Annotated in this window: 17 protein-coding genes and 1 pseudogene; 12 read left to right on the top strand and 6 right to left on the bottom strand. The window is 73.7% G+C overall.

The window, feature by feature from the left end; translation table 11 throughout:
- Positions 1-60: 60 nt before the first annotated feature.
- From ACQEVU_RS08525 to trxA, 8 genes are all read left to right on the top strand, one after another.
- A complete protein-coding gene (locus ACQEVU_RS08525; protein ID WP_433322001.1) occupies positions 61-2,841 on the top strand; it encodes a helix-turn-helix transcriptional regulator in 2,781 nt (926 codons plus the stop codon).
- 80 nt (positions 2,842-2,921) lie between these two features.
- Positions 2,922-4,421: an FAD-dependent monooxygenase gene (locus ACQEVU_RS08520; protein WP_433322000.1), complete on the top strand. Its 1,500-nt coding sequence runs from the start codon at positions 2,922-2,924 to the stop codon at positions 4,419-4,421.
- Between the two features lie 81 nt (positions 4,422-4,502).
- The gene (locus tag ACQEVU_RS08515; protein WP_433321999.1) at positions 4,503-5,132 is read left to right on the top strand and encodes a hypothetical protein; all 630 of its coding nucleotides are present in this window, start codon (positions 4,503-4,505) and stop codon (positions 5,130-5,132) included.
- A gap of 23 nt (positions 5,133-5,155) precedes the next feature.
- Positions 5,156-5,647 carry a hypothetical protein gene (locus tag ACQEVU_RS08510; protein ID WP_433321998.1) on the top strand — a complete coding sequence of 164 codons (492 nt, stop codon included), beginning with the start codon at positions 5,156-5,158 and terminating at the stop codon, positions 5,645-5,647.
- Positions 5,634-6,707, top strand: coding sequence for an MAB_1171c family putative transporter (locus ACQEVU_RS08505; RefSeq protein WP_433321997.1), 1,074 nt, complete (start codon positions 5,634-5,636; stop codon positions 6,705-6,707). Before ACQEVU_RS08510 ends, ACQEVU_RS08505 begins: the two co-directional genes overlap by 14 nt.
- Positions 6,708-6,790: 83 nt before the next feature.
- Positions 6,791-7,198, top strand: a complete 408-nt coding sequence (locus tag ACQEVU_RS08500) for an XRE family transcriptional regulator (protein ID WP_433321996.1) — start codon at positions 6,791-6,793, stop codon at positions 7,196-7,198.
- A gap of 48 nt (positions 7,199-7,246) precedes the next feature.
- Entirely contained in the window at positions 7,247-7,618 is a 372-nt protein-coding gene (locus tag ACQEVU_RS08495; RefSeq protein WP_433321995.1) for a MerR family transcriptional regulator, read from the top strand.
- Positions 7,615-7,932 (top strand): thioredoxin, encoded by a 318-nt coding sequence (trxA, locus tag ACQEVU_RS08490; protein WP_433321994.1) that lies wholly within the window; start codon positions 7,615-7,617, stop codon positions 7,930-7,932. Before ACQEVU_RS08495 ends, trxA begins: the two co-directional genes overlap by 4 nt.
- Positions 7,933-8,164: 232 nt before the next feature.
- Here the strand turns inward: trxA and ACQEVU_RS08485 are convergent.
- Positions 8,165-8,371, bottom strand: a pseudogene (locus ACQEVU_RS08485) (IS5/IS1182 family transposase); the annotation flags it as partial.
- A 216-nt stretch (positions 8,372-8,587) separates the two neighbouring features.
- On the opposite strand from ACQEVU_RS08485, the gene ACQEVU_RS08480 reads away from it, so the two are divergent.
- Complete coding sequence (locus ACQEVU_RS08480) at positions 8,588-9,412, top strand: siderophore-interacting protein (RefSeq protein WP_433321992.1); 825 nt, start codon at positions 8,588-8,590, stop codon at positions 9,410-9,412.
- Here ACQEVU_RS08480 and ACQEVU_RS08475 read toward each other — a convergent pair whose 3' ends face one another.
- Positions 9,413-10,057 (bottom strand): SIMPL domain-containing protein, encoded by a 645-nt coding sequence (locus ACQEVU_RS08475; RefSeq protein WP_433321991.1) that lies wholly within the window; start codon positions 10,055-10,057, stop codon positions 9,413-9,415. It lies immediately after the preceding gene.
- Between the two features lie 349 nt (positions 10,058-10,406).
- Here ACQEVU_RS08475 and ACQEVU_RS08470 point away from each other — a divergent pair, with 349 nt between their 5' ends.
- The 3 genes from ACQEVU_RS08470 (at position 10,407) to ACQEVU_RS08460 (ending at position 13,185) form a co-directional block, all read left to right on the top strand.
- Positions 10,407-11,690 (top strand): DivIVA domain-containing protein, encoded by a 1,284-nt coding sequence (locus tag ACQEVU_RS08470; RefSeq protein WP_433321989.1) that lies wholly within the window; start codon positions 10,407-10,409, stop codon positions 11,688-11,690.
- A 155-nt stretch (positions 11,691-11,845) separates the two neighbouring features.
- Positions 11,846-12,757 carry a ParA family protein gene (locus ACQEVU_RS08465; RefSeq protein WP_433321988.1) on the top strand — a complete coding sequence of 304 codons (912 nt, stop codon included), beginning with the start codon at positions 11,846-11,848 and terminating at the stop codon, positions 12,755-12,757.
- A gap of 2 nt (positions 12,758-12,759) precedes the next feature.
- On the top strand, positions 12,760-13,185 hold the full coding sequence (locus ACQEVU_RS08460) for a hypothetical protein (RefSeq protein ID WP_433321987.1): 426 nt from the start codon (positions 12,760-12,762) through the stop codon (positions 13,183-13,185).
- A 31-nt stretch (positions 13,186-13,216) separates the two neighbouring features.
- Here the strand turns inward: ACQEVU_RS08460 and ACQEVU_RS08455 are convergent, their stop codons facing one another.
- The 4 genes from ACQEVU_RS08455 to ACQEVU_RS08440 all read right to left on the bottom strand — a co-directional run bounded on the left by ACQEVU_RS08455 (position 13,217) and on the right by ACQEVU_RS08440 (position 18,709).
- The gene (locus ACQEVU_RS08455; protein ID WP_433321986.1) at positions 13,217-15,187 is read right to left on the bottom strand and encodes a GmrSD restriction endonuclease domain-containing protein; all 1,971 of its coding nucleotides are present in this window, start codon (positions 15,185-15,187) and stop codon (positions 13,217-13,219) included.
- Between the two features lie 125 nt (positions 15,188-15,312).
- A complete protein-coding gene (locus tag ACQEVU_RS08450) occupies positions 15,313-17,508 on the bottom strand; it encodes an FtsX-like permease family protein (RefSeq protein ID WP_433321985.1) in 2,196 nt (731 codons plus the stop codon).
- Positions 17,505-18,188, bottom strand: coding sequence for an ABC transporter ATP-binding protein (locus tag ACQEVU_RS08445; RefSeq protein ID WP_433321984.1), 684 nt, complete (start codon positions 18,186-18,188; stop codon positions 17,505-17,507). The genes ACQEVU_RS08450 and ACQEVU_RS08445 overlap by 4 nt, the downstream gene beginning before the upstream one ends.
- On the bottom strand, positions 18,185-18,709 hold the full coding sequence (locus ACQEVU_RS08440; protein WP_433321983.1) for a PadR family transcriptional regulator: 525 nt from the start codon (positions 18,707-18,709) through the stop codon (positions 18,185-18,187). Before ACQEVU_RS08440 ends, ACQEVU_RS08445 begins: the two co-directional genes overlap by 4 nt.
- Positions 18,710-18,751 lie beyond the last annotated feature (42 nt).

Genomic DNA, 18,751 nt, shown 5'->3' with positions numbered 1-18,751 from the left:
CGATCTTCAACGGGCGACAGAATGCACGGCATACCGCCGAACCGCATCTCGATCGCAAGGGTGATTCTGCTGACTCCCTCGGACACCTTCGGGCGCGACCTCGAGCTCGCCGTGCTGCGCCGGGCGGTCTCCGGCGCGGCGGACGGGTTCGGCGGCTGCACGATCGTGACCGGCTCGGCCGGCATCGGCAAGTCGCACCTCATGCGGGTCACCATCCAGTGCGCGCAGCGCCGCGGCGTCGCGGTCGCCGCCCGGGGGGCGTTCGAGCTCGACCGGGCGGCGCCGCTGATCACCCTCGCGTCGGCGCTGCAGCAGCTGCGCCCGCCGGAGCCGCCGATCGGCTGGCTGCGCGAGGACGACGCGCAGTACCGCACCCTGGAGCGGCTCGGCGCGGCGCTGGAGGACTACGCCGCCGTACGCCCCCTGGTCATCGCCATCGACGACGCGCAGTGGATGGACGAGCTGTCCGCCCTCGCCGTCGCCGAGCTCGTCCCGGCGCTGGCGTCCTCGCCGGTGCGGTGGCTGTTCGCGCACCGGCCCGCGCCGGCCGGCACCCCCGGGCAGCACCTCATGGAGCGGCTCGTGCGCGACGGGCACGAGCACGTGGCCCTCGGCACGCTCGACGACGACGCCGTACGCCGGCTGTGCGCCCAGGTCGTCGGCGCCGACGTCGACAACACCGTGCTGGCCCTCGCGGGCGGCTGCGACGGCAACCCGCTGCAGGTCGAGCAGCTGGTCCGGACCCTGCACCTGACCGGCCAGCTCGTCGTCGCCGACGGCATCGCCACCGTCGTCGGCGAGGAGCTGCCCTCGAGCTTCATCACGATCGTCGACCAGATGCTGCACGGGCTGTCCAGCGACACCCAGGAGCTGCTGCAGGCCGCCTCCGTCTTCGGCCGCCCCTTCAGCGTCGAGGGCGTCGCCCAGCTGCTCGAGGTGCGCCCGGCGACGCTGCTCAAGCAGATCAAGGAGGCGACCACCGCCCGGGTGCTGGTCCCGGACGGCGACGAGCTCGCGTTCGTGCACGACCTCGTCCGCCTCGCCGTCTACGGCACGCTCAACGGCGCCGTCGCCACCATGCTGCACCGGCTGGCCGCGACCGTCACCCGCGCCGAGGGCCGCTCCCCCGTCGAGGTCGCCGAGCACCTGCTCAAGACCGGCCGCTCCGGCAGCCGCGAGGCCGTCACCATGCTGCACGAGGCCGCGCTGGAGGTCGCCCCGGCCGCGCCCAGCACCGCCGCCGACCTCATCGTCCACGCCCTCGACGTCATCGGCGAGCACGACCCCGGCCGCACCCCCCTCGTCGCCGACGCCGTCGGGCTGCTCGCCTCCGCCGGCCGCCTCGAACAGGCCCACAACCTCGGCGAGAACGCGCTGCGGGCCGGGCTCGACCCGCGCACCGAGGCGATGCTGCTGCTCGGGCTGGCCGAGGCGTTCAAGCACGCCGGTCAGAACCGTACCGGCGTGCTGTACGCCGACCGCGGCCTGGCCAACCCCGACGTCCCCGAGCCGGTGCGGGCGAAGCTGTGCGCGATCCGCGCCCACGCCCGCTTCTACAGCGACGACCTGGCCGGCGCCGACACCGACGGCGAGGTCGCGATGGGCACCGGCCTGGAGACCGGCGAGTACGCCGCCGCCGTCTTCGGCCTGACCGCGCGCAGCCTCGTCGCCCACGCGCAGGGCCGCCTCGACGACGCCCACGCCCACGCCGAGCGGGCGACCGGCATCGCCGACCGGGTCCGCGGCGAGGCCGCCCACCGCCACCCCCGCATCTGGCTCGGCAACGCCCAGTCGGCCCTGGACCGCCTCGACGACGCCGAGGAGACCTACCGCCGCGGCCGCAAGGAGTCCGAGCGGCTCGGCACCGCCTGGTCCACGCCCCTGTGGCACTACTACCACGCCGCCGTCATGGCCGCCCGCGGGCGCCTCGACGAGGCGGCCGCCGAGGCCGAGGCCGGGGTGGCCGTCGCGCTGAACCTGACCGCCTACGCACTGGCCGTACCACTGCTGGGAACGCTGACGAGAATCGCCGTGCAGCAGGGCGACCTGCCCCAGGCGCAGGCCCACCTGGCGCACATGCACCGCCGCACGGCCGCCGGCATCACCGCCGCGCCCGAGGACGTCGTGTGGGCCGAGGCCGTGCTGCAGGAGGCGATCGCCGGCCCCGACGCGGCCCTGGCCACGCTCGCCGGCATGTTCGACGCCCTGCCGGAGCGGCCGGCGCTCATCGTGCAGGACCCGGCCGCGGCCGCGACCCTCGTGCACATCGCCGCCCGCGCCGGCGACCCCGCCCGGGCCCGGCTCGCCGTCGCCGCCGCCCGCGGCCTCGCCGAGCGCAACCCGGGCGTGATCTCCCTCGCCGCCGCGGCCGACCACGCCGAGGGGGTGCTGACCGGCGACCCGTGGATGCTGCGCGGCGCGGTCGAGCGCTTCCGGCGAACGCCGCGCCGCCTCGCCCTGGCCGCCGCCCTCGAGGACGCCGCGCTCGGCGCCGACGACGTCGAGCAGGGCCGCCTGTGGGCGGGCGAGGCGATCACGATCGTCACCGACTGCCGGGCCGAGCGGGCCCGCCGCCGCCTCGAGTTCGCCCTCGGCGGCCCGCGGGCCTCCTCCGAGGAGCCGGCGCTGCGGCCCGGCTCGCCGCTGCAGCAGCTCACCCCGGCCGAGCGGGGCGTGGCGCTGCGGGTCGCCGACGGGCTCACCAACCGGCAGGTCGCGACCGCGCTGCACCTGTCCCGGCACACCGTCGACAGCCACCTGCGCAAGATCTTCGCCAAGCTCGACATCCGCGGCCGGGTGGAGCTGGCGAACCTCGTCATGCGGGACCGCTTGAACACGTGATGTACACCGGCGCCGCCGGCCCCCAGCATCGTGTGTGGCGACGAGGACGTCGCCGACGACGACGAAACATGGGGGAACCGGTGACGACGCCGACGCAGGTACTCGTGGTCGGGGCCGGCCCGACCGGCGCGCTCCTCGCGCTGGAGCTGGCCCATCACGGCGTGGCCTGCCTCGTCGTCGAGCGCGCCGTCGCGCCGCCCCGCCACCCGGGCGTGGATCGGCTGACCGGCCAGGCGATGGACCTGCTGCGCCGGCTCGGCCTGGCCGACCTGGTCCGCCGCCACGGCGCCGCCGACGGCCCGGACGGCGTCGAGTGGCGCACCCGCCTCGACGAGGAGCCGGTCCTGGTCTCGGGCCGCCCGGCCGGCGGCGGGCCGGAGTACCGCATCGCCGCCGCCGAGCTGACCCGCCGGCTGCGCGAGGAGCTGCGCCACCACCCCCTCGTCGAGCTGCGCGAGGGCTGGACGTTCACCGGCCTGCGCATCGAGCCCGGCGGCGCGGTCGCGAACCTGCTCGAGGTCGGCACCGGCGCCCGCCACGTGGTCGCGGCCCGGCACGTCGTCGGCTGCGACGGCGCGCAGAGCACGGTCCGGCGCTGCCTCGAGATACCGATGGAGGGGCTGGGCCGGCCGGACCAGCACTGCTCCGTGTTCTTCCGCAGCGCCGACCCGCGGCTGCCGCGCCGCACCACCCTCGTCGTCGGCGGCCCGACGTGCCTGGCCCCCGGCGACGGCGACAGCTGGGTCGCGCACCTCCCACTGGCCGCCGACGAGCCGGTGACGATCGACCCGGTGGCGATGCTGCGCTCCCGGCTCGGCGGCGGGCTCGACGTGCCGGAGGTCCTCGCCGTCGCACAGTGGGACGACGGGCTGGCCGTGGCCGCCGTGTACCGCCGCGGCCCCGTCTTCCTGGCCGGCGAGGCCGCGCACCGCTTCCAGCCGGCCGGGGTCGCCGACACGAGCCTCGCCGACGCCGTCGACCTGGGCTGGAAGCTCGGCGCCGCGATCAACGGCTGGGGCGGCCCGGGCCTGCTGGACAGCTACGAGTCCGAACGGCGCCCGCGCGCCCTGCTCGACCGGGAACTGCTGGCCCGGTCGCTGGAGACCCGCCGCCGGTTCGGCCGGCTCAGCGCCGCCGGCGCCGCGCCCGAGCTGCTCGCCGGGCTGCTGCGGCAGGAGGCGCACCGCCCCGACGCGGGCGCGCTGCCGGCCCGGCACGCCACGTCGGCCGTGGTGTGGCACGACGGCGCGGCCGGCCGGGCGGTCCCGGCCGCGGTGCGCCCCGGCGGGCGCGCCCCGGACGTGCGCCTCGACGGCGGCGACCCGCTCGCCGACCGGTTCGGCCCCGAGCTGACCCTCGTCGACCTCACCGGCGACGCCGCCGGCGCCCCGCTCGCGGCCGCGGCCGCCGTGCGCGGCATCCCGGTGCGGCACCTGCCGGTTGCCGACGCGGCGGTGCGGGCCGGCTGGGACCGGCCCCTCGCGCTGGTGCGCCCGGACCGGCACGTCGCGTGGTGCGCCGACGCCGCCCCGGGCGACTGGGACGCCGTCCTCGACCTGGTCAGGGGCAAGACCACGTGAATACGTGATATCGGCCGATGCCCCCGGGCGGCGAGGCTCATAGGACCCACCACCGTCCCCCCGACAGGCAGGACAGGACCGATGAGCATGACGACCCTGAAGCCCCTGACGGCCACCCCGGACCTGAGCAACTCCGTCGTCAGCCGGTGGCACCGGCGGCTGTCGGCCAACCCGGCGGCCAAGCGCAGCCACTGGCGGACCAAGACCGTGTACTTCCGCGCGGTCACCGCCCTCGTCGCCGGCGCCCCCGCGGCCCAGCTGACGTGGAAGAGCATCGTGGACGCCGCCGCGCCGAACGGCAGCCGCAGCACGTTCTACGAGGTCGCCGGCGCCCACGCCCGGCACGCGCTGCGAGAGGCGTTCATCGACGACGGGCGCATGGACTCGATCCAGCTGGCCCTGTACTACCGCCGCCCCGACGCCGTCGCCCAGCTGCTCGACGAGGCGAAGGTGTGGTCGTACTGGCCGTTCCGGGAGCGGATGCTCGCCGCCGTCAACGCCGCCGGCCCGATGTCCGCCGAGGCCCTCGAGGCCGAGGTGACCGAGTCGCTGACCAAGTGGGCGCGGGCCAACCCGCAGCTGGCCGCGGCCCTGGACTTCGCCCCGCCGGCGTGCGCGGTCGAGGACCTCATGCTGATCTGGAACGGCCGGCTCGCCGCGGTCCGGGCCGCGAACCTGCTCACCGAGCGCCTGCGCCGCGCGCTGCTGTAACCGGGGCCCGCTAGTCTGGCCGCGTGCGACTGCGACGGCTGGAGCGGGAGTGCCGGCGGCTGATCGCGGACGTCGAGGTGCCGGAGCCGTTCGACCTGTCGGCGTTCCTGTCCTACGTCGCCGCGCGCCGCGGCCGCGACCTGCACCTGCATCCACAGCCCGCACCGGCCGGCGCGCCGTGCGGGGTGTGGCTGGCCACCGACACCGCCGACCACGTGTTCTTCGCCGCCGGCACCGACCCGATGCACCGCCGGCACATCATCCTGCACGAGATCGGCCACATCCTCTGCGACCACCGCGCGCCCGGGCTGGTGCTGCCGGACCTCGACCCGGCCACCGTCGCCCGGGTGCTGCTGCGCTCGACGTACTCGGCGCCCCAGGAGCAGGTCGCCGAGATGATCGCGACGATGATCAGCGAGCGCGCGCTGCGGGCTCCCGAGCCGCGCTCCGCCGACCCGCTGCTGCAGGGCCTGCACGAGGCGCTCATCCCGGGGCCGGCGCATGGCCTTCGCTGACACGCTCGAGTTCCTGGTGCTGGCCGCGTTCTGGGCGTTCACGATCTGGCGGTTCGCGACGCCGCAGACCCCGCGCGGCCGGGCGGTGCGCCTGGTCGCGCTGCTCGTGACGCTCTCGTTCACGTTCAACCGGCGGGAGATCTCGTTCGGCACGGACCGTCTGCTGCAGGTGGCCGATGTTTCGGTACCGCTGAAGAATCTGGCGGCCGTGGCGGCTTCCGCGGCCATGGTGCACCTGACCGGCCTCCTGCCGGGACCGGCCGCCGATCGTCCGCGGCTGCGCCGGTGGGCCTACGCGCTGCTGGCCGCGGCCGGCGCGGCGATGGCCGTGCTGTTCGTGCTGGTGCCGCGCAGCCCCGAGCGGGGCGACTTCGTGGCCGAGCGGGCCGGCACGCCGCTGGTGACCGCGTACTCGGTGCTGACCCAGTTCGGCCTCTTCGTCGGCCTGGCCTGTTGCCTGGTGCTGTTCCACCCCGCGGCCGGGCGGGCGCAGCGCGGCCCGCTGCGGGTGGGGCTGCGCCTGCTGACCGCCGGCGCCCTGGTGGGCCTGCTGTTCATCGCGAACCGGGTGGCGTTCCAGGTCAGCAACGCGCTGGGCAGCGACGCCCTGAACGGCCCGGGCGCCGAGAACGTGTCGCGGAGCCTGCTCGCGGCGATGCTGCTGCTGTTCGCGGCCGGGGCGGCACTGCCGGCGATGGGCGGGCTGCGGCGGTGGGCGGGCCGATATGTGGCGCTGCAGCGGCTGCGTCCGCGGTGGGCGTCGCTGGTTTCGTCGGTACCGCACGTGGTGCTGGGCGACCCGCCCGGGCGCCTGGCCGACCTGCTGACCGTGCGCGGGGTCGACCTGCGCCTCTACCGCCGGATCATCGAGATCCGCGATGCGCAGTGGGAGCTCGGCCTGGCGGCCGCGGCACCGTCGACGGAGGCGACGCTGGACGAGCAGGCACGGGTCTTGCTGGCGGAAGGAAGCGTTGTGGCCACCCCCGAGGTAGCGCCCCTTGGCCACGACGATCCTGGCCACAACGATCCGCCCGACGGCGCCCCCCAGCGATCAACCTGAGTTGATGGCTCGCCGTAGCCCATAAATCTGAGCTTATGATGGAGATTTCCACCGAGCGGGTGGGATTGTCAAGGGTTGATGCGATGAGTGAACCGTCACTGGCGGGCAAGCTGGACCGGCTGTTTCGCACCGTGCACCCGGCCGGCCGCGGCGAGTACACGTACGAGGAGGTCGCCGCGGCCATCCGCGCGCGCGGCGTGATGATCTCGCACACGTACGTGTGGCAGCTGCGCAAGGGCCAGCGCGACAACCCGACGAAGCGCCACCTCGAGGCGCTGGCCGAGTTCTTCGGCGTCAACGCCGCGTACTTCCTGGACGACGACCCCGCGACGGTGCGGCGCATCGAGGAGCAGCTGGACCTGCTGGCCGCCCTGCGCGACAGCGCGGTGCGCGCCGTGGCCCTGCGCGCCGCGGGCCTGTCGGCCCCCAGCCTGGAGGCCATCCACGGCATGATCGAGCACGCCCGGCGCATCGAGGGCCTGTCAGAGTAGTCGTTCGGGCTGGCGTTGACATCAGCGTCAAGGTTTACCGTCGTTGACATGCGGATCGGCGAGCTGGCGGAGCGGGCGGGCACGAGCACGCGGGCGCTTCGCTACTACGAGCAGCACGGCCTCCTCGCGGCCCGGCGCACGTCCAACGGCTACCGCGAGTACGACGAGGCCGATCTCCGCCTGGTCCGCGAGATCCGCTCTCTGCTCGACATCGGCTTCAACCTCGAGGACACCCGCCCCTTCGTCGAGTGCCTGCGCTCGGGCCGGGCGACGGGGGCGGAGTGCCCCGCGTCGATCGAGGTGCTGGGCCGCAAGCTGGCCGACCTGGACGGCTGCATCGCCCGCCTGCAGGCCGCCCGCCGGCTGGTCGAGCGGGAGCTGTCGCACGCCATCGAACACGACTTGGAGGAGCTTGCATGACGACCGAGGTGACGGACGAGACCTTCGCCGCGGAGGTCCTGTCCAGCGAGGTTCCGGTGCTGGTGGACTTCTGGGCGGAGTGGTGCCCGCCGTGCCACCGCATTGCCCCGATGCTGGACGAGCTGGCCACGGAGTACGAGGGCCGGGCCCGCATCGTGAAGCTCAACGCCGACGACAACCCGGTGACGGCCCGCACGTACGGCGTGATGGCCATGCCAACGCTGGCCGTGTTCCGCGCCGGCGAGGTGGTGTCGCAGCACGTCGGCGCCCGCCCGAAGGCCAAGCTCCGCGAACAGCTCGACGCCGCCCTCTGAGCTGCGCCCGCTCCCCTGCTGACCGATAAGTCGGGCGCTGGCGCGCCACGACTTATCGGATTTATCCCCTGACAGGCGAAAAATGCGATAAGTCATGACCGCGGTAGCGGGTTCTGGCTTCGCGGATGAGGCACGCAGGGTGACGATGGCGGCTGGGTGGCGGTCGGTGTGTCGAACGCAGTTTGCCGTAGCCGTTCGTCCAGGCGTGGACCCAGCGTTGCCCCGGCCGGATGGCGTCGAGGTGCACGGTGACCTGCGCCGGCCGGCCGGGGCCGGTCTGGCGGACGGCGGCGTTGAGGGTAGGTTCCAGCGGCGGGAAGTCGTGCCGGTTGGCGCCGGCCGTGACAATGCCCAGGGGTATCCCGCCGCCGTCGACGGCGACCGACCGTTTCCGGCCGCCTTTGCCCCGGTCGACCGGGGACCGGCCGACGTGGGCGCCCCGGCGACGGCTTGGTGGTGCACAGCGGGTGCGCCGGGTGGAAGTCACCACGAACGGGTAACAGCGCGGCGAATTGCGCCCACAAGTGACCCACCAGCCGGCGGTCGTGACTTATCGGGCACTGCAGGGCGTTGATTGATTGGTATCCCGTTGACCTGCGCACCGTGACCAACGTGACCTGGGCCGGCGGGGCAGGACCGGACTACCCTGATCTCTGTGTCCGTCCCGCAGATCCACACCGGCCGCGTCCTGCGCACCGAGCGGCTGACGCCCAACATGCACCGCGTCGTGCTCGGCGGCGAGGGGCTCGAGCGGTTCGCCGCCGGTGAGCATACCGACCACTACGTGAAGCTCATGTTTCCGCGGCCCGGCGTGCAGTACGGCGAACCCTTCGACCCCGCCGCCGCCCGCGAGACGATGCCGCGCGAGCAGTGGCCGGTCACCCGGACCTATACCGTGCGCGCGTGGGACGCCGACGCGCGCGAGCTCACCCTCGACTTCGTCCTGCACGGCGACTCCGGGCTCGCCGCGCGCTGGGCCGTGCGCGCCCGGCCCGGCGACCCGCTGCACTTCGGCGGGCCGGGCGGCGCCTACTCGCCCGACCCCGCGGCCACCTGGCACCTGCTCGCCGGCGACGAGAGCGCCCTGCCGGCCATCGCCGCCGCCATGTCGAGGGTGCCGGCCGGCGCCGAGTGCGCGGCGTTCGTCGAGCTGGGCGATCCGGCCGATCGGCAGGACATCCCGGGCATCACGTGGCTGTACCGCGCAGAAGGCCCGATCGGCGCCAAGCTCGTCCCGGCGGTGCTGGCCCACCCCTTCCCGGCCGGCGCCGCCCCGGCGACCGTGCACGCCTTCGTCCACGGCGAGGCCACGTTCGTCAAGGAGCTGCGGCGATACCTGCGCATCGAACGCGGCCTGCCCCGCGAGCGCATGTCGGTGTCCGGCTACTGGCGGCTCGGGCACGACGAGGACGGCTGGCAGGCCTCCAAGCGCGCCTGGAACGCCCAGATCGAGGCCGAGCAGGAGCTGGCCCTGCGGTGACTACAGGGTCGGGCTCGTGATGGTGAACCGGGCCTCGACGGCGGCGTACACCCGCTGCCGCTGCGGATCGAGCTCCAGGTCGGCCGCCGAGGACTTGCTCATGATGCCCGGCCGGCCGTAGCCGGCCTGGTAGGTCGCCACCTCCACACGGCCGCCCAAGCCCGGGTCGGCCAGCTCGATCAGCTCGAGGACCTCGGCGCCCAGCGCGGCGGCGTACTCGCGGGCCCGCGCGATCGCGTCGGCGACCGCGGCCGCCCGCGACTCCCGGTGCACCGGGCTGTCCGGGCGCAGCGACCAGGTCGGCCCGTGGACCTGCGTCTGGTCCTGCCCGGCGGCGGCGAGCATCATCTCGCCCAGCGCCGCAAAGTCCTTGACGATGACCGTCGTCGAGACGCTGCCCTGGTACGCCGTGACGCGCTCACCCCGCCGCCCGCTCTCCGGGAAGACGTGCAGCCCGCCCGTCTCCCGCCGCTCGATCGCCTCCCCGTAGCGGTCGAGGAACTGCCGGAGGGCGTCGGCGCGGTCCCGCAGCCGGGCGAGCGTGGCCTGCCGGTCCTTGTCCCGGGCGGTGGTGACCACCGTGAACTGGGCCTGCTCGGGCTCGACCTCGCGTACCGACTCGCCTCGCACCGCCACCGTCGTCATGGGGCAAGCCTAGGAGTCGCTGGGGCGCTGCTCGACGGCGCGTCGCTTCCGGCGGCGGCGCCTGACGTCGACGCCGCCCACATCGTGAAGTCGGCGGCACCCCGTCCATGGGCACCGGCACCCTCGGCCGTGCGAACAGCCTAGGGGGCGAAACATTCCCATGGCTCAGCCGCGACACGGCCGGATAAATACGGATAAAACGGACCCAAGACGTATCCTACCTGAAACCGACCACTTGCCGAACCGGAGACTTGCGCAAGGGGCTCGGTAGCGTTTTGGATGTCCTGGCGGACGCCACCGTCCGTGAGCGTCGGCGTGACAAGCTTCCCGATCGTATGGAGGATCAACCATGACCCACGGCGGGGACCTGTTGACGCAGCGCGACGACGCGGGCACGCGACCAAACTTCACGCAGCAGGTCCGCGGGTACGACAAGCGCCAGGTCGACCAGTACCTCAACCAGCTGGACCGCCAGATCAACAACCTCACCGCCGAGCGCAAGCGCGCCGCCGGTCAGGCCCAGGATCTGACCAACCAGGTCCAGGACCTGACGTCGCAGCTCAAGCAGCTGCAGGCGGAGATCGCCGAGGTACGCCAGCGCCCCGCCCGCGTCGACCGCGCCTCGTTCCGCCACCTCGGCCCGATGGTCGACCAGATCCTCGCGCTGGCCGAGAAGCAGGCCGGCGTCATCATCGACAACACCGAGCAGAAGGCGGCCGAGCACCAGGCCAACGCCGAGAAGGCGCTCGCCGAGACCAAGGAGCGGGCCGAGAAGCTCATCGCCGACGGCGAGGCCGCGCACGAGCGCGCCGAGGCCGAGGCCAAGCGGATCAACCAGGAGAGCGCGGAGCACCTCGAGAAGACCCGTGCCGAGGCCGAGGCGCTCGCCGAGGCCGCCCGCCAGCAGGTGCTGCAGGAGGTCAAGGCCGGCCGCGCCCAGGCCCAGCAGGAGCTGGCCCAGTGGAAGGCCTCCGCGCAGCGCGAGATCGAGGAGCTCAAGGCCGCCTGCGACCGGGAGCTGACCGAGAAGCGCGCCGGCGCCGAGCGCGACCTGACCGCACAGCGCCAGGCCGCGGACCAGAAGAACGCCGCGCTGCACGCGGACGCGCAGAAGTACGCCGCCGACGTGCGCAAGCGCGCCGACGAGGAGAACGCCCGCCACCAGCAGCAGCTCGCCGTGGTACAGCAGGACATCCAGGCCCGGCAGAAGGCCCTCGCCCAACTGCAGACCGAGCTGGAGGCGACCCAGACGCAGCTCGGCGAGGCCCGCCGCGAGTCCACGACGCTGGGCCGCGAGGTCAACCAGCTCCAGCAGCGCCTGGCCGACACCAAGCAGAGCCTGACGAGCGAGCTGACCCGCCTCGAGCACGCCCGCCAGGCCGCCGACTCGGCCGAGCGGCACGCCAAGGAGGTCCGCGCCCGCGTCCAGCGCGAGGCGAAGCGCGTGGCCGACCTGGCCGCCGCGGCCGTCATGGCGGCGGCCGCCGGCGGCGCCGACACGGGCGAGTACCCGAAGGTCCCGGTCCGCCAGATCCCCGAGTCGCTGCCGACCCAGCCCGACAGCGCCAGCGCCCCCGACGCCGACCTGCGCACCGCCGCCGCCGTGCGCCGCGAGGAGTCCGAGCAGGCCTGACCCGCCGCCCGTCCGTTCGGCCCGCACCCGGAATGCATCGCCATTCCGGCTGCGGGCCGACGCCGTCCGGGCGCCATAACGGCACCCACGGGCCGGTGCCGGTGTACCGCCGATTCCCCTAGCGTCCTGCGTGGTATGAGACCGCGGAGGTGCGCGTGAGGATCGTGGCCGTCGTCAACAACAAGGGCGGCGTGGGCAAGACGACCGTCACCGCCAATCTCGGCGCGGGCCTGGCCGCCCGCGGGATGCGCGTGCTCATGGTCGATCTCGACCCGCAGGCGAGCCTCACGAAGTCGTTCTTCACCGTCGACGAGTCCCAGGAGTTCCTGACCGGCAAGCGCACCATCGGCGCCTGGTTCCGCAGCGGCGACCGGGGCCGCGCGCAGGCGCTGGCCGGCCTGGTCGTGACGCCGCCGCGGTACAACTCGCTGCTTCGCGACGGCGGCCGGCTGGACCTGGTCCCGTCGGACCCGATCATCGTCAACTCCGAGGTGCTGATCCCGGGCGCGGTCGACCAGACCGGCAACATCCGCGCGGCGAAGTTCGTGGCCCTGCACCGCCGCCTCGCCGACGACCTCGCCGACCCGATCTTCTCCAAGTACGACGTGATCCTCATCGACTGCGCGCCGGCGTTCTCGCTGACGACGAAGATGGCGTCGATCGCCAGCGACATGATGATCATGCCGGCCCGCCCCGACTTCCTGTCCACGGAGGCGATCCAGGACATGGGCCGGCGGCTGCTGGCCCTCATCGGGGAGTTCAACGATCATCTGCAGGCCGCGCCCGCCGAGGCCCCGCCGATGCGGATGCCGCGCATCGCGGTGCTGTTCACGATGGTGCAGATGCACGGCGGCCGCCCGATCGAGGTGCAGAGCCAGTTCATCAACGAGGTGACGGCGCTGGGCGTGCCGGTGTTCCGCACCCTCATCCGGGACCGCAGCAGCGCCTACGCGGCGCCCGGCCGGCACGGCGTGCCGACCATCATGGCGCACGGCGTGCCCCCGGAGGTCCGCGGCGACCTGCACGACTGCGCCGACGAGCTGCTCAAGACGTTCGAGAGGTTGTAACCGTGACCCAGTCCCCTCGCCTGGCCGCGCTCGCGCTCAACGAGATCGGCAAGCTCCTCGGCAAGCTCACCGAGGACCAGCTCACCGACCTCGCGGAGGGCCGCGCCCACGTCGAGTTCCGCGCCGCCTCCGGCGAGGCCGTCGCGCCGGCCCGCGCCGCGAAGCCGGCGAAGGCGCCGCTCGACCTCGACGCCGTCATCGCCGACATCAAGGCGCTGACCGAGGAGGACGCCGTCGAGCGGTACCTCATCGAGCGCGACCGCGACCTCTCCCTGCCGCTGATGCGCGAGCTCGCCGACCGCATCGGCCCGCCGGTGACGTCGAAGGGCGCCAAGTCCAAGGCCCAGCTGCGCAAGAACATCGCCGCCGGCACCGCGGGCCTGCTCAACCGCCCCGCATCGGTGTTCTCCGGCGGCTGGGACCGCTAGCCGTCTCCGCCCCTGCCGGGGGCGCCGAGTCTCAGTCGGTGCTGCCGGCGGGCAGCGGGATCCGCTCGCCGGCCCACGGCTTGTCCCCCACCGCCGGCATCCGCCCCGGCGCCTGCATCACCGCCCGCTCCCGCGCGATGATGTCGGCCCACTCCTGAGCGGTCCCCGACACCACGAACGGCCCGATCGGCACCTCGATCGCGTCCTCGACAACCTGCACCGGCACGGTCTCCCCGTTGACCTTGATATCGCTGCCGAGGCCGTTCGTCGCCTCCCCGATCGCGGTGACGAACTCGTGCATGTCAGTCGAGCCGGACCAGTCCACACCGGCGCCGCTCGCCTTGAACACCAGCTGCTCGGCGATCCAGGCGCTGCCGTACAGCACCATGTTGAGCTTGTACCCGTCGCTGGTCGTCGCGGCCGCACTCGGCACCGCGTCGAGCCACTTGGGCCGGAACGCCGTGAGGACGCCGGTCATCGCGTCGGCGAGCAGCTGCCGCCGCGCGGCCAGGAAACGGGGGAACGCCGCGGCAGCGCGCAGGTCCTCGTCGAGCGGGATGTAGTGCGCGGTCAGCGCGGGCTCGCCGACGCTCGGGAAGTACTCGACGGGCGAGCGGTCGCTGATCTTCAGGTTGGCCCGGCGGGAGATGAACGCGAGGTTGGCCAGGTCGTTGATCTCCGCCTTGTCGTAGCCGGTGAGCGTGGCCACCGGGTGCACGTGGTGGTACTGCAGCTGGTGATCGTCCGTGTCGCCCGGCATGACACCGGTCTTGAACCACCAGTCGCGGGCCCCGCTGCGCTGCACGGCGAGGAGGCTGAGGAAGAAGTAGGGGCTCTCCTTCGAACGCCCGACGATGGATTCGGCCGTGATGGTCGGCAGCGCCTGGAGCACCCCGAGGTTGCGCAGCAGCTCCCGGGCCGGGCGGGGCTTGCGCACCGCCTGGATGTCGCGGACGAGGTTGGTGTCCGTGGCACTCGAGTACCGGGCCCGGATCGTGGCGATCAGCAGCCAGTACAGGATGGCGTCCTCGTCCTCCACCGGCTCGTCGGGACGCTCGCCGAGCAGCACGATCAGCGGGATCAGCGGCGTGAGCGACGGCAGCGGCTCCGAGCGGGGCAGCCCGAGGTTCTTCTTCAGCAGCGGCACCAGGTCCCGCAGACCCCGCCGCACCGTCTCCCACGCCTTCGCCAGCTCCGCGTCGCCGACCCGGCTGAGGTCGTTGACGGACCACGACGACATGCCGCCGCCGAACAGGGCACCCGCGAAGGCCCGGGCGAGGAACTCGACGTCCAGATCGCCGTAGCCGACGCGGCGCCAGTGGGCGGCCTCGTCCTGGAACTTCTGCACGACGCCGGGCCAGCGCGCCGACAGCGTCGACATCGCCAGGTCGGCCCGGCTGAGGTGGCGCCCGGCGCTGTTGACGCGCACAAAGATCTCGGCGACGTCCTGGTAGCCGCACTCGCGCAGAATCTCGACGTGAAAGGTCCGGATCTCCAGCGACCGGACGGCGCCCAGACGCCGCTCGATGTCTGCCTCCGACAGCTCACACCCGGCCCGGCGCAGCTTGCGCACGATCGGACCGAGCGCCGTGTTCCGGTCGAGCAGCGTGTGGACCTTGATCCAGTTCGGGTCGGCCTGCGTGGCGGCGCTCTGGTTCTGGAAGCGCTCCTTCTCCACGTGGAAGACGATCTGGGCGTCCTCGTGGTCGTGGAAGACGCGGTGCAGCGAGGTGAGGCGCTGCTGGCCGTCGAGGAGGTACAGCGGCGGCTTGAACGGGGCCTCGGCCGCGGAGACCGCCATCGGGCGGGTGACCGGGGCCTCGTCCGACTGCCAGAAGAGCAGCGAGCCGAAGGGGAATCCGCGGTACAGCGAGTCGACCAGCTTCGCCACCTGCGTCGGGCGCCACACGTAGCTGCGCTGCAGCTCCGGCAGCCGGATCTCGGTGCGCGAGATCTGCCGCATCAGCTCGCCGACCTGCAGCGTGGCCTGGTCGATGTGCATGCTCCATCACCCCGGGTGGTCGCAGTCGCCGCCCATCCTTCCGGCGCGCGGGTCGGCCCGGTACCGCCCGCACGCGCGGCCGTCGCGACCCTGATGACCGATGCATTCCGGCAGTGCGGCGGCCGCTACTCGTTGCGGGCGGTCTCCGGGCCCGTGACGCGCTCGAGCAGGGGCAGGGTCGACGCGATGATCGCCAGGGAGATCGCCAGGCCGGCCGCGGTCAGGGCGTAGAACGACCACGGCGGCGGGCTCAGGTCGTAGTCCATCTGGGCCCGCAGGAACAGCTGCGCCGCGGCGAACCCGGTGACCGAGGCCAGGACCGCGACCGCCAGCAGCGGCACGGCGCTCTCCAGGGCCACCACACGCCGGAGCATCTTCAGCGGTACCCCGGTCAGGCGCAGCAGGCTGAACGGGCGGCGGCGGTCGGTGATGCCGGCGGCGACGCTCACGGCCAGGCTGCAGCCGGCGATCGGCAGGCTGAACAGCATCACCGCGTCCGCCAGCTGCTGGTACAGGTTGAGCTGGCCGCGCTGGTCGTTGGAGAAGTCGACCTCGGTGGCCGGGCCGACCTCGAAGTCGGGGAACTCGACCTCCAGGGCCGTGCGGGCGCGCTCGTGCGCGGCCGCCGTGCCGTCCAGGCCGACGACGAGGGTGTCGACCGGGATGGCGGCGACCTGCGCCGCCGTGAGCGGCGACGTGGGCCAGACCGTCGACTCGCCGGTGTCGGGCCAGTCGTGGCGGGTGCCGACCAGGTCGTACCAGATCGCGGCCGTCTCGGCGCCGGGGGCGCACCTGCCGTACTGCGGAATGCTCGCCAGCTCGGAGCACGTGATCAGGCTCGAGGGCACGCCGGCGCGGCGCGCGTCGGGGTTGCGGTGCACGGGGACGGCGAACGTGACGCCCGGCGTGGCGCGCACGCGGTCCACGGCGCCGTCCGGCAGGCGGCCGCCCTCGTTGCCGAACTGCTGCAGCATGGTCACCTCCGACAGCGGGTCGTCGTGCACCGTGCGCCGCTCGACGAGCGTGGTGATGACGCCGGTCGCGACGCTGACCACGAACACGCCGAGCACGACGCCGCTGATCGCCCGGAACGCGGCCTGCGGGTTGTCGGCGAGACGGCGGGCGGCGACCAGCGTCGGCAGCCGCCGCGCACGGCCGGCCAGCAGGCGGGCGCCGACCATGGTGAGCCAGGGCCCGGCGATCACGAGGCCGGCCATGATGACGAGGAACCCGGGCAGGAACGCGGCGACCTGCCCGTTGGAGCTGTGTGGTGTACGGCCGATGAAGTACGCCAGCTCCGCCAGCCCCGCGAGCACGGGGATCAGCCGCCACGCGCTCGGCGGCTTCGGGGAGACCCGGCGGGCGACGCCGAGCGGCGAGATCCGCACCCGGCGCATCGCCAGGCGGGACGCGGCGGCGGCGGCGAGCGGGATGCCGACGGCGACGAGCAGCATCGCGGGCCAGCCCGGCGACAGGTCCTCCGGGAACGGTCGCAGGCCCGTGATGGGGTACTGCGCCATCGCCGCCTGCAGCGCCGGCAACAGCGCGAACCCGGCGGCGGTGCCGGCCACGGCGGCGGCCGCGGACTCGACGGCGGCCAGCATCGTGACCTGCCTCGGCGTCGCGCCGACCAGGCGCATCGCGGCGAAGCGCTGCTCGCGGCGGGCGGCGCTGAGTCTGGTTGCGGTACCGATGAAGATGAGCACGGGGAAGAGCAGCCCGCCGGCGATCACGGACAGCACCAGGTCCAGCGCCGCGGTCGGGATCTTCGCGCCGGTGGTGGAGACCGACGTGACCGTGACCGCGCCGGGTATGCCGCCGACCTCGCCCGGGGTGCGCCCGACGACGGCGACGAGGGCGTCGGGCGAGGCGAGGCCGCGGTCGGCGATGAGGCCGGCCTCGTGACCCGGGAAGCGGGCACCGAGCCGGTCCACCGGGTTGGCGGCGATGAGGTCGTGCAGGGCGGGCGAGACGAAGTACTCCCCCGGGCGCGGCAGCCGCGGCAGGCCCGGCACGGCCGGCGGGTTGGGTCCGGTGACGCCGACCTCGAGGCGCTCGATCCAGCGGTCGCCGAAGTTGTCGTACCGGTGCGCCCACACGACGGGATCGACCGGCGCGCCGCCGGCGACCGTCTGATCGCCGGGGAACGGCTGGGACCGCAGCCAGCCGGCCCGGGCGAACTGCGCGTCGAGCCCCCGGACGCCGCCGATCGTGGCGAGCAGCAGCCCGGCGCCGAGCGCGACGGCGGCGGCGATGACCACGAACCGCACCGCGGCCTCGCGCCCGCCGGCGAGGGCGAGGCGCAGCCCGAAGCGGATCACGAGCCGCTCCGCCCGGCGAGGGCGTGCACCCGCCCGTCGCGGACGATGACCTCGCGATCGGCGTAGACGGCGACCCGCGGCTCGTGGGTGACGAGCACGACGGTCGTACCCTGCTCCCGCGCCGCGCCGACCATGAGGTCCATGACCTGCTCGCCGGTGAGCGAGTCCAGCGACCCGGTCGGCTCGTCGGCGAACAGCACCCGCGGCTTGTTGATCATCCCGCGGGCGAGCGCCACCCGCTGCGCCTGCCCGCCCGACAGCTCGCCCGAGCGGCGCCGCTCCATGCCGCCGATGCCGAGCCGCTCCAGCCAGTCGCGCGCCTGCCGCAGCGCCTCGCCGCGCCGCACGCCACCCAGCAGCAGCGGCAGCGCCACGTTCTCCTCCACGGTCAGCTCCGGCACCAGCTGCCCGAACTGGAACACGAACCCGAACCGCTCCCGCCGCAGCGCGCTGCGCGCCTGCTCGTCGAGGGTGTCGATGCGCCGCCCCTCGAAGCGGATCTCGCCTTCGGCCGGCGTGAGGATGCCGGCCAGGCAGTGCAGCAGCGTCGTCTTGCCGGACCCGCTGGGCCCCATGACGGCGACGATCTCCCCCGCGTCGGCGTCGAACACCGCCCCGCGCAGCGCCGGCGTCTCCCCGAACGACAGCACGGCGTCGCGCGCCTCGATGATCGGGCTCATCGCTTGACCAGCCCCGCGAGATGATCCAGCCGGGCCACGGTGAGCTCGATCCAGCGCAGGTCCGCCTCGAGGTGGAACAGCCCGTGGTCGGCGAGCATCGCCTCGATGAGGTCGTCGCCCTTCTTGATCTCGTGCAGCTCGCGCATCCGCTGCAGGTGCGCGGAGCGCTGCATGTCGAGGTACTCGTGCGCGGGCCGGTCCAGCATCAGCGACAGCACCACTTTGGAGAACAGCACCGTCTGCAGGTGCGGCTCGGGCTCGACGGGCTGGGTGAGCCACGCGTCGACCTCGGTGGCGCCGAGCTCGGTGATGACATAGCGCTTGCGGTCCGGCCCCTCGCCCGCCTCGACCTCACTGATGACGACCTTGCCGTCGCGGGCGAGGCGCCCGAGCGTCGAATACACCTGCCCGAACGGCAGCGGCCGCCCGCGCCCGAAGAACGTGTCGTAGTCGCGCTTGAGGTCGTAGCCGTGGCTGGGCTCGCGCTCAAGCAGCCCGAGAAGGGTGAGGGGAACGCTCATGTCCCGACCATACACCACGGATATACACCCGGTATATACCCG

Source organism: Dactylosporangium sp. CA-139066 (genome assembly GCF_050936175.1).
Taxonomy (GTDB): domain Bacteria; phylum Actinomycetota; class Actinomycetes; order Mycobacteriales; family Micromonosporaceae; genus Dactylosporangium.
This window is presented reverse-complemented; position numbering and strand designations above follow the sequence as displayed.

What these genes read in the sequence shown, in the direction of transcription:
- ACQEVU_RS08515 (WP_433321999.1), top strand. Translation starts at nt 4,503, where the DNA reads ATGAGCATGACGACCCTGAAGCCCCTGACGGCCACCCCGGACCTGAGC.
- ACQEVU_RS08505 (WP_433321997.1), top strand. Translation starts at nt 5,634, where the DNA reads ATGGCCTTCGCTGACACGCTCGAGTTCCTGGTGCTGGCCGCGTTCTGG.
- ACQEVU_RS08500 (WP_433321996.1), top strand. Translation starts at nt 6,791, where the DNA reads ATGAGTGAACCGTCACTGGCGGGCAAGCTGGACCGGCTGTTTCGCACC.
- ACQEVU_RS08495 (WP_433321995.1), top strand. Translation starts at nt 7,247, where the DNA reads ATGCGGATCGGCGAGCTGGCGGAGCGGGCGGGCACGAGCACGCGGGCG.
- trxA (WP_433321994.1), top strand. Translation starts at nt 7,615, where the DNA reads ATGACGACCGAGGTGACGGACGAGACCTTCGCCGCGGAGGTCCTGTCC.
- ACQEVU_RS08475 (WP_433321991.1), bottom strand. Translation starts at nt 10,057, where the DNA reads ATGACGACGGTGGCGGTGCGAGGCGAGTCGGTACGCGAGGTCGAGCCC.
- ACQEVU_RS08470 (WP_433321989.1), top strand. Translation starts at nt 10,407, where the DNA reads ATGACCCACGGCGGGGACCTGTTGACGCAGCGCGACGACGCGGGCACG.
- ACQEVU_RS08455 (WP_433321986.1), bottom strand. Translation starts at nt 15,187, where the DNA reads ATGCACATCGACCAGGCCACGCTGCAGGTCGGCGAGCTGATGCGGCAG.
- ACQEVU_RS08445 (WP_433321984.1), bottom strand. Translation starts at nt 18,188, where the DNA reads ATGAGCCCGATCATCGAGGCGCGCGACGCCGTGCTGTCGTTCGGGGAG.
- ACQEVU_RS08440 (WP_433321983.1), bottom strand. Translation starts at nt 18,709, where the DNA reads ATGAGCGTTCCCCTCACCCTTCTCGGGCTGCTTGAGCGCGAGCCCAGC.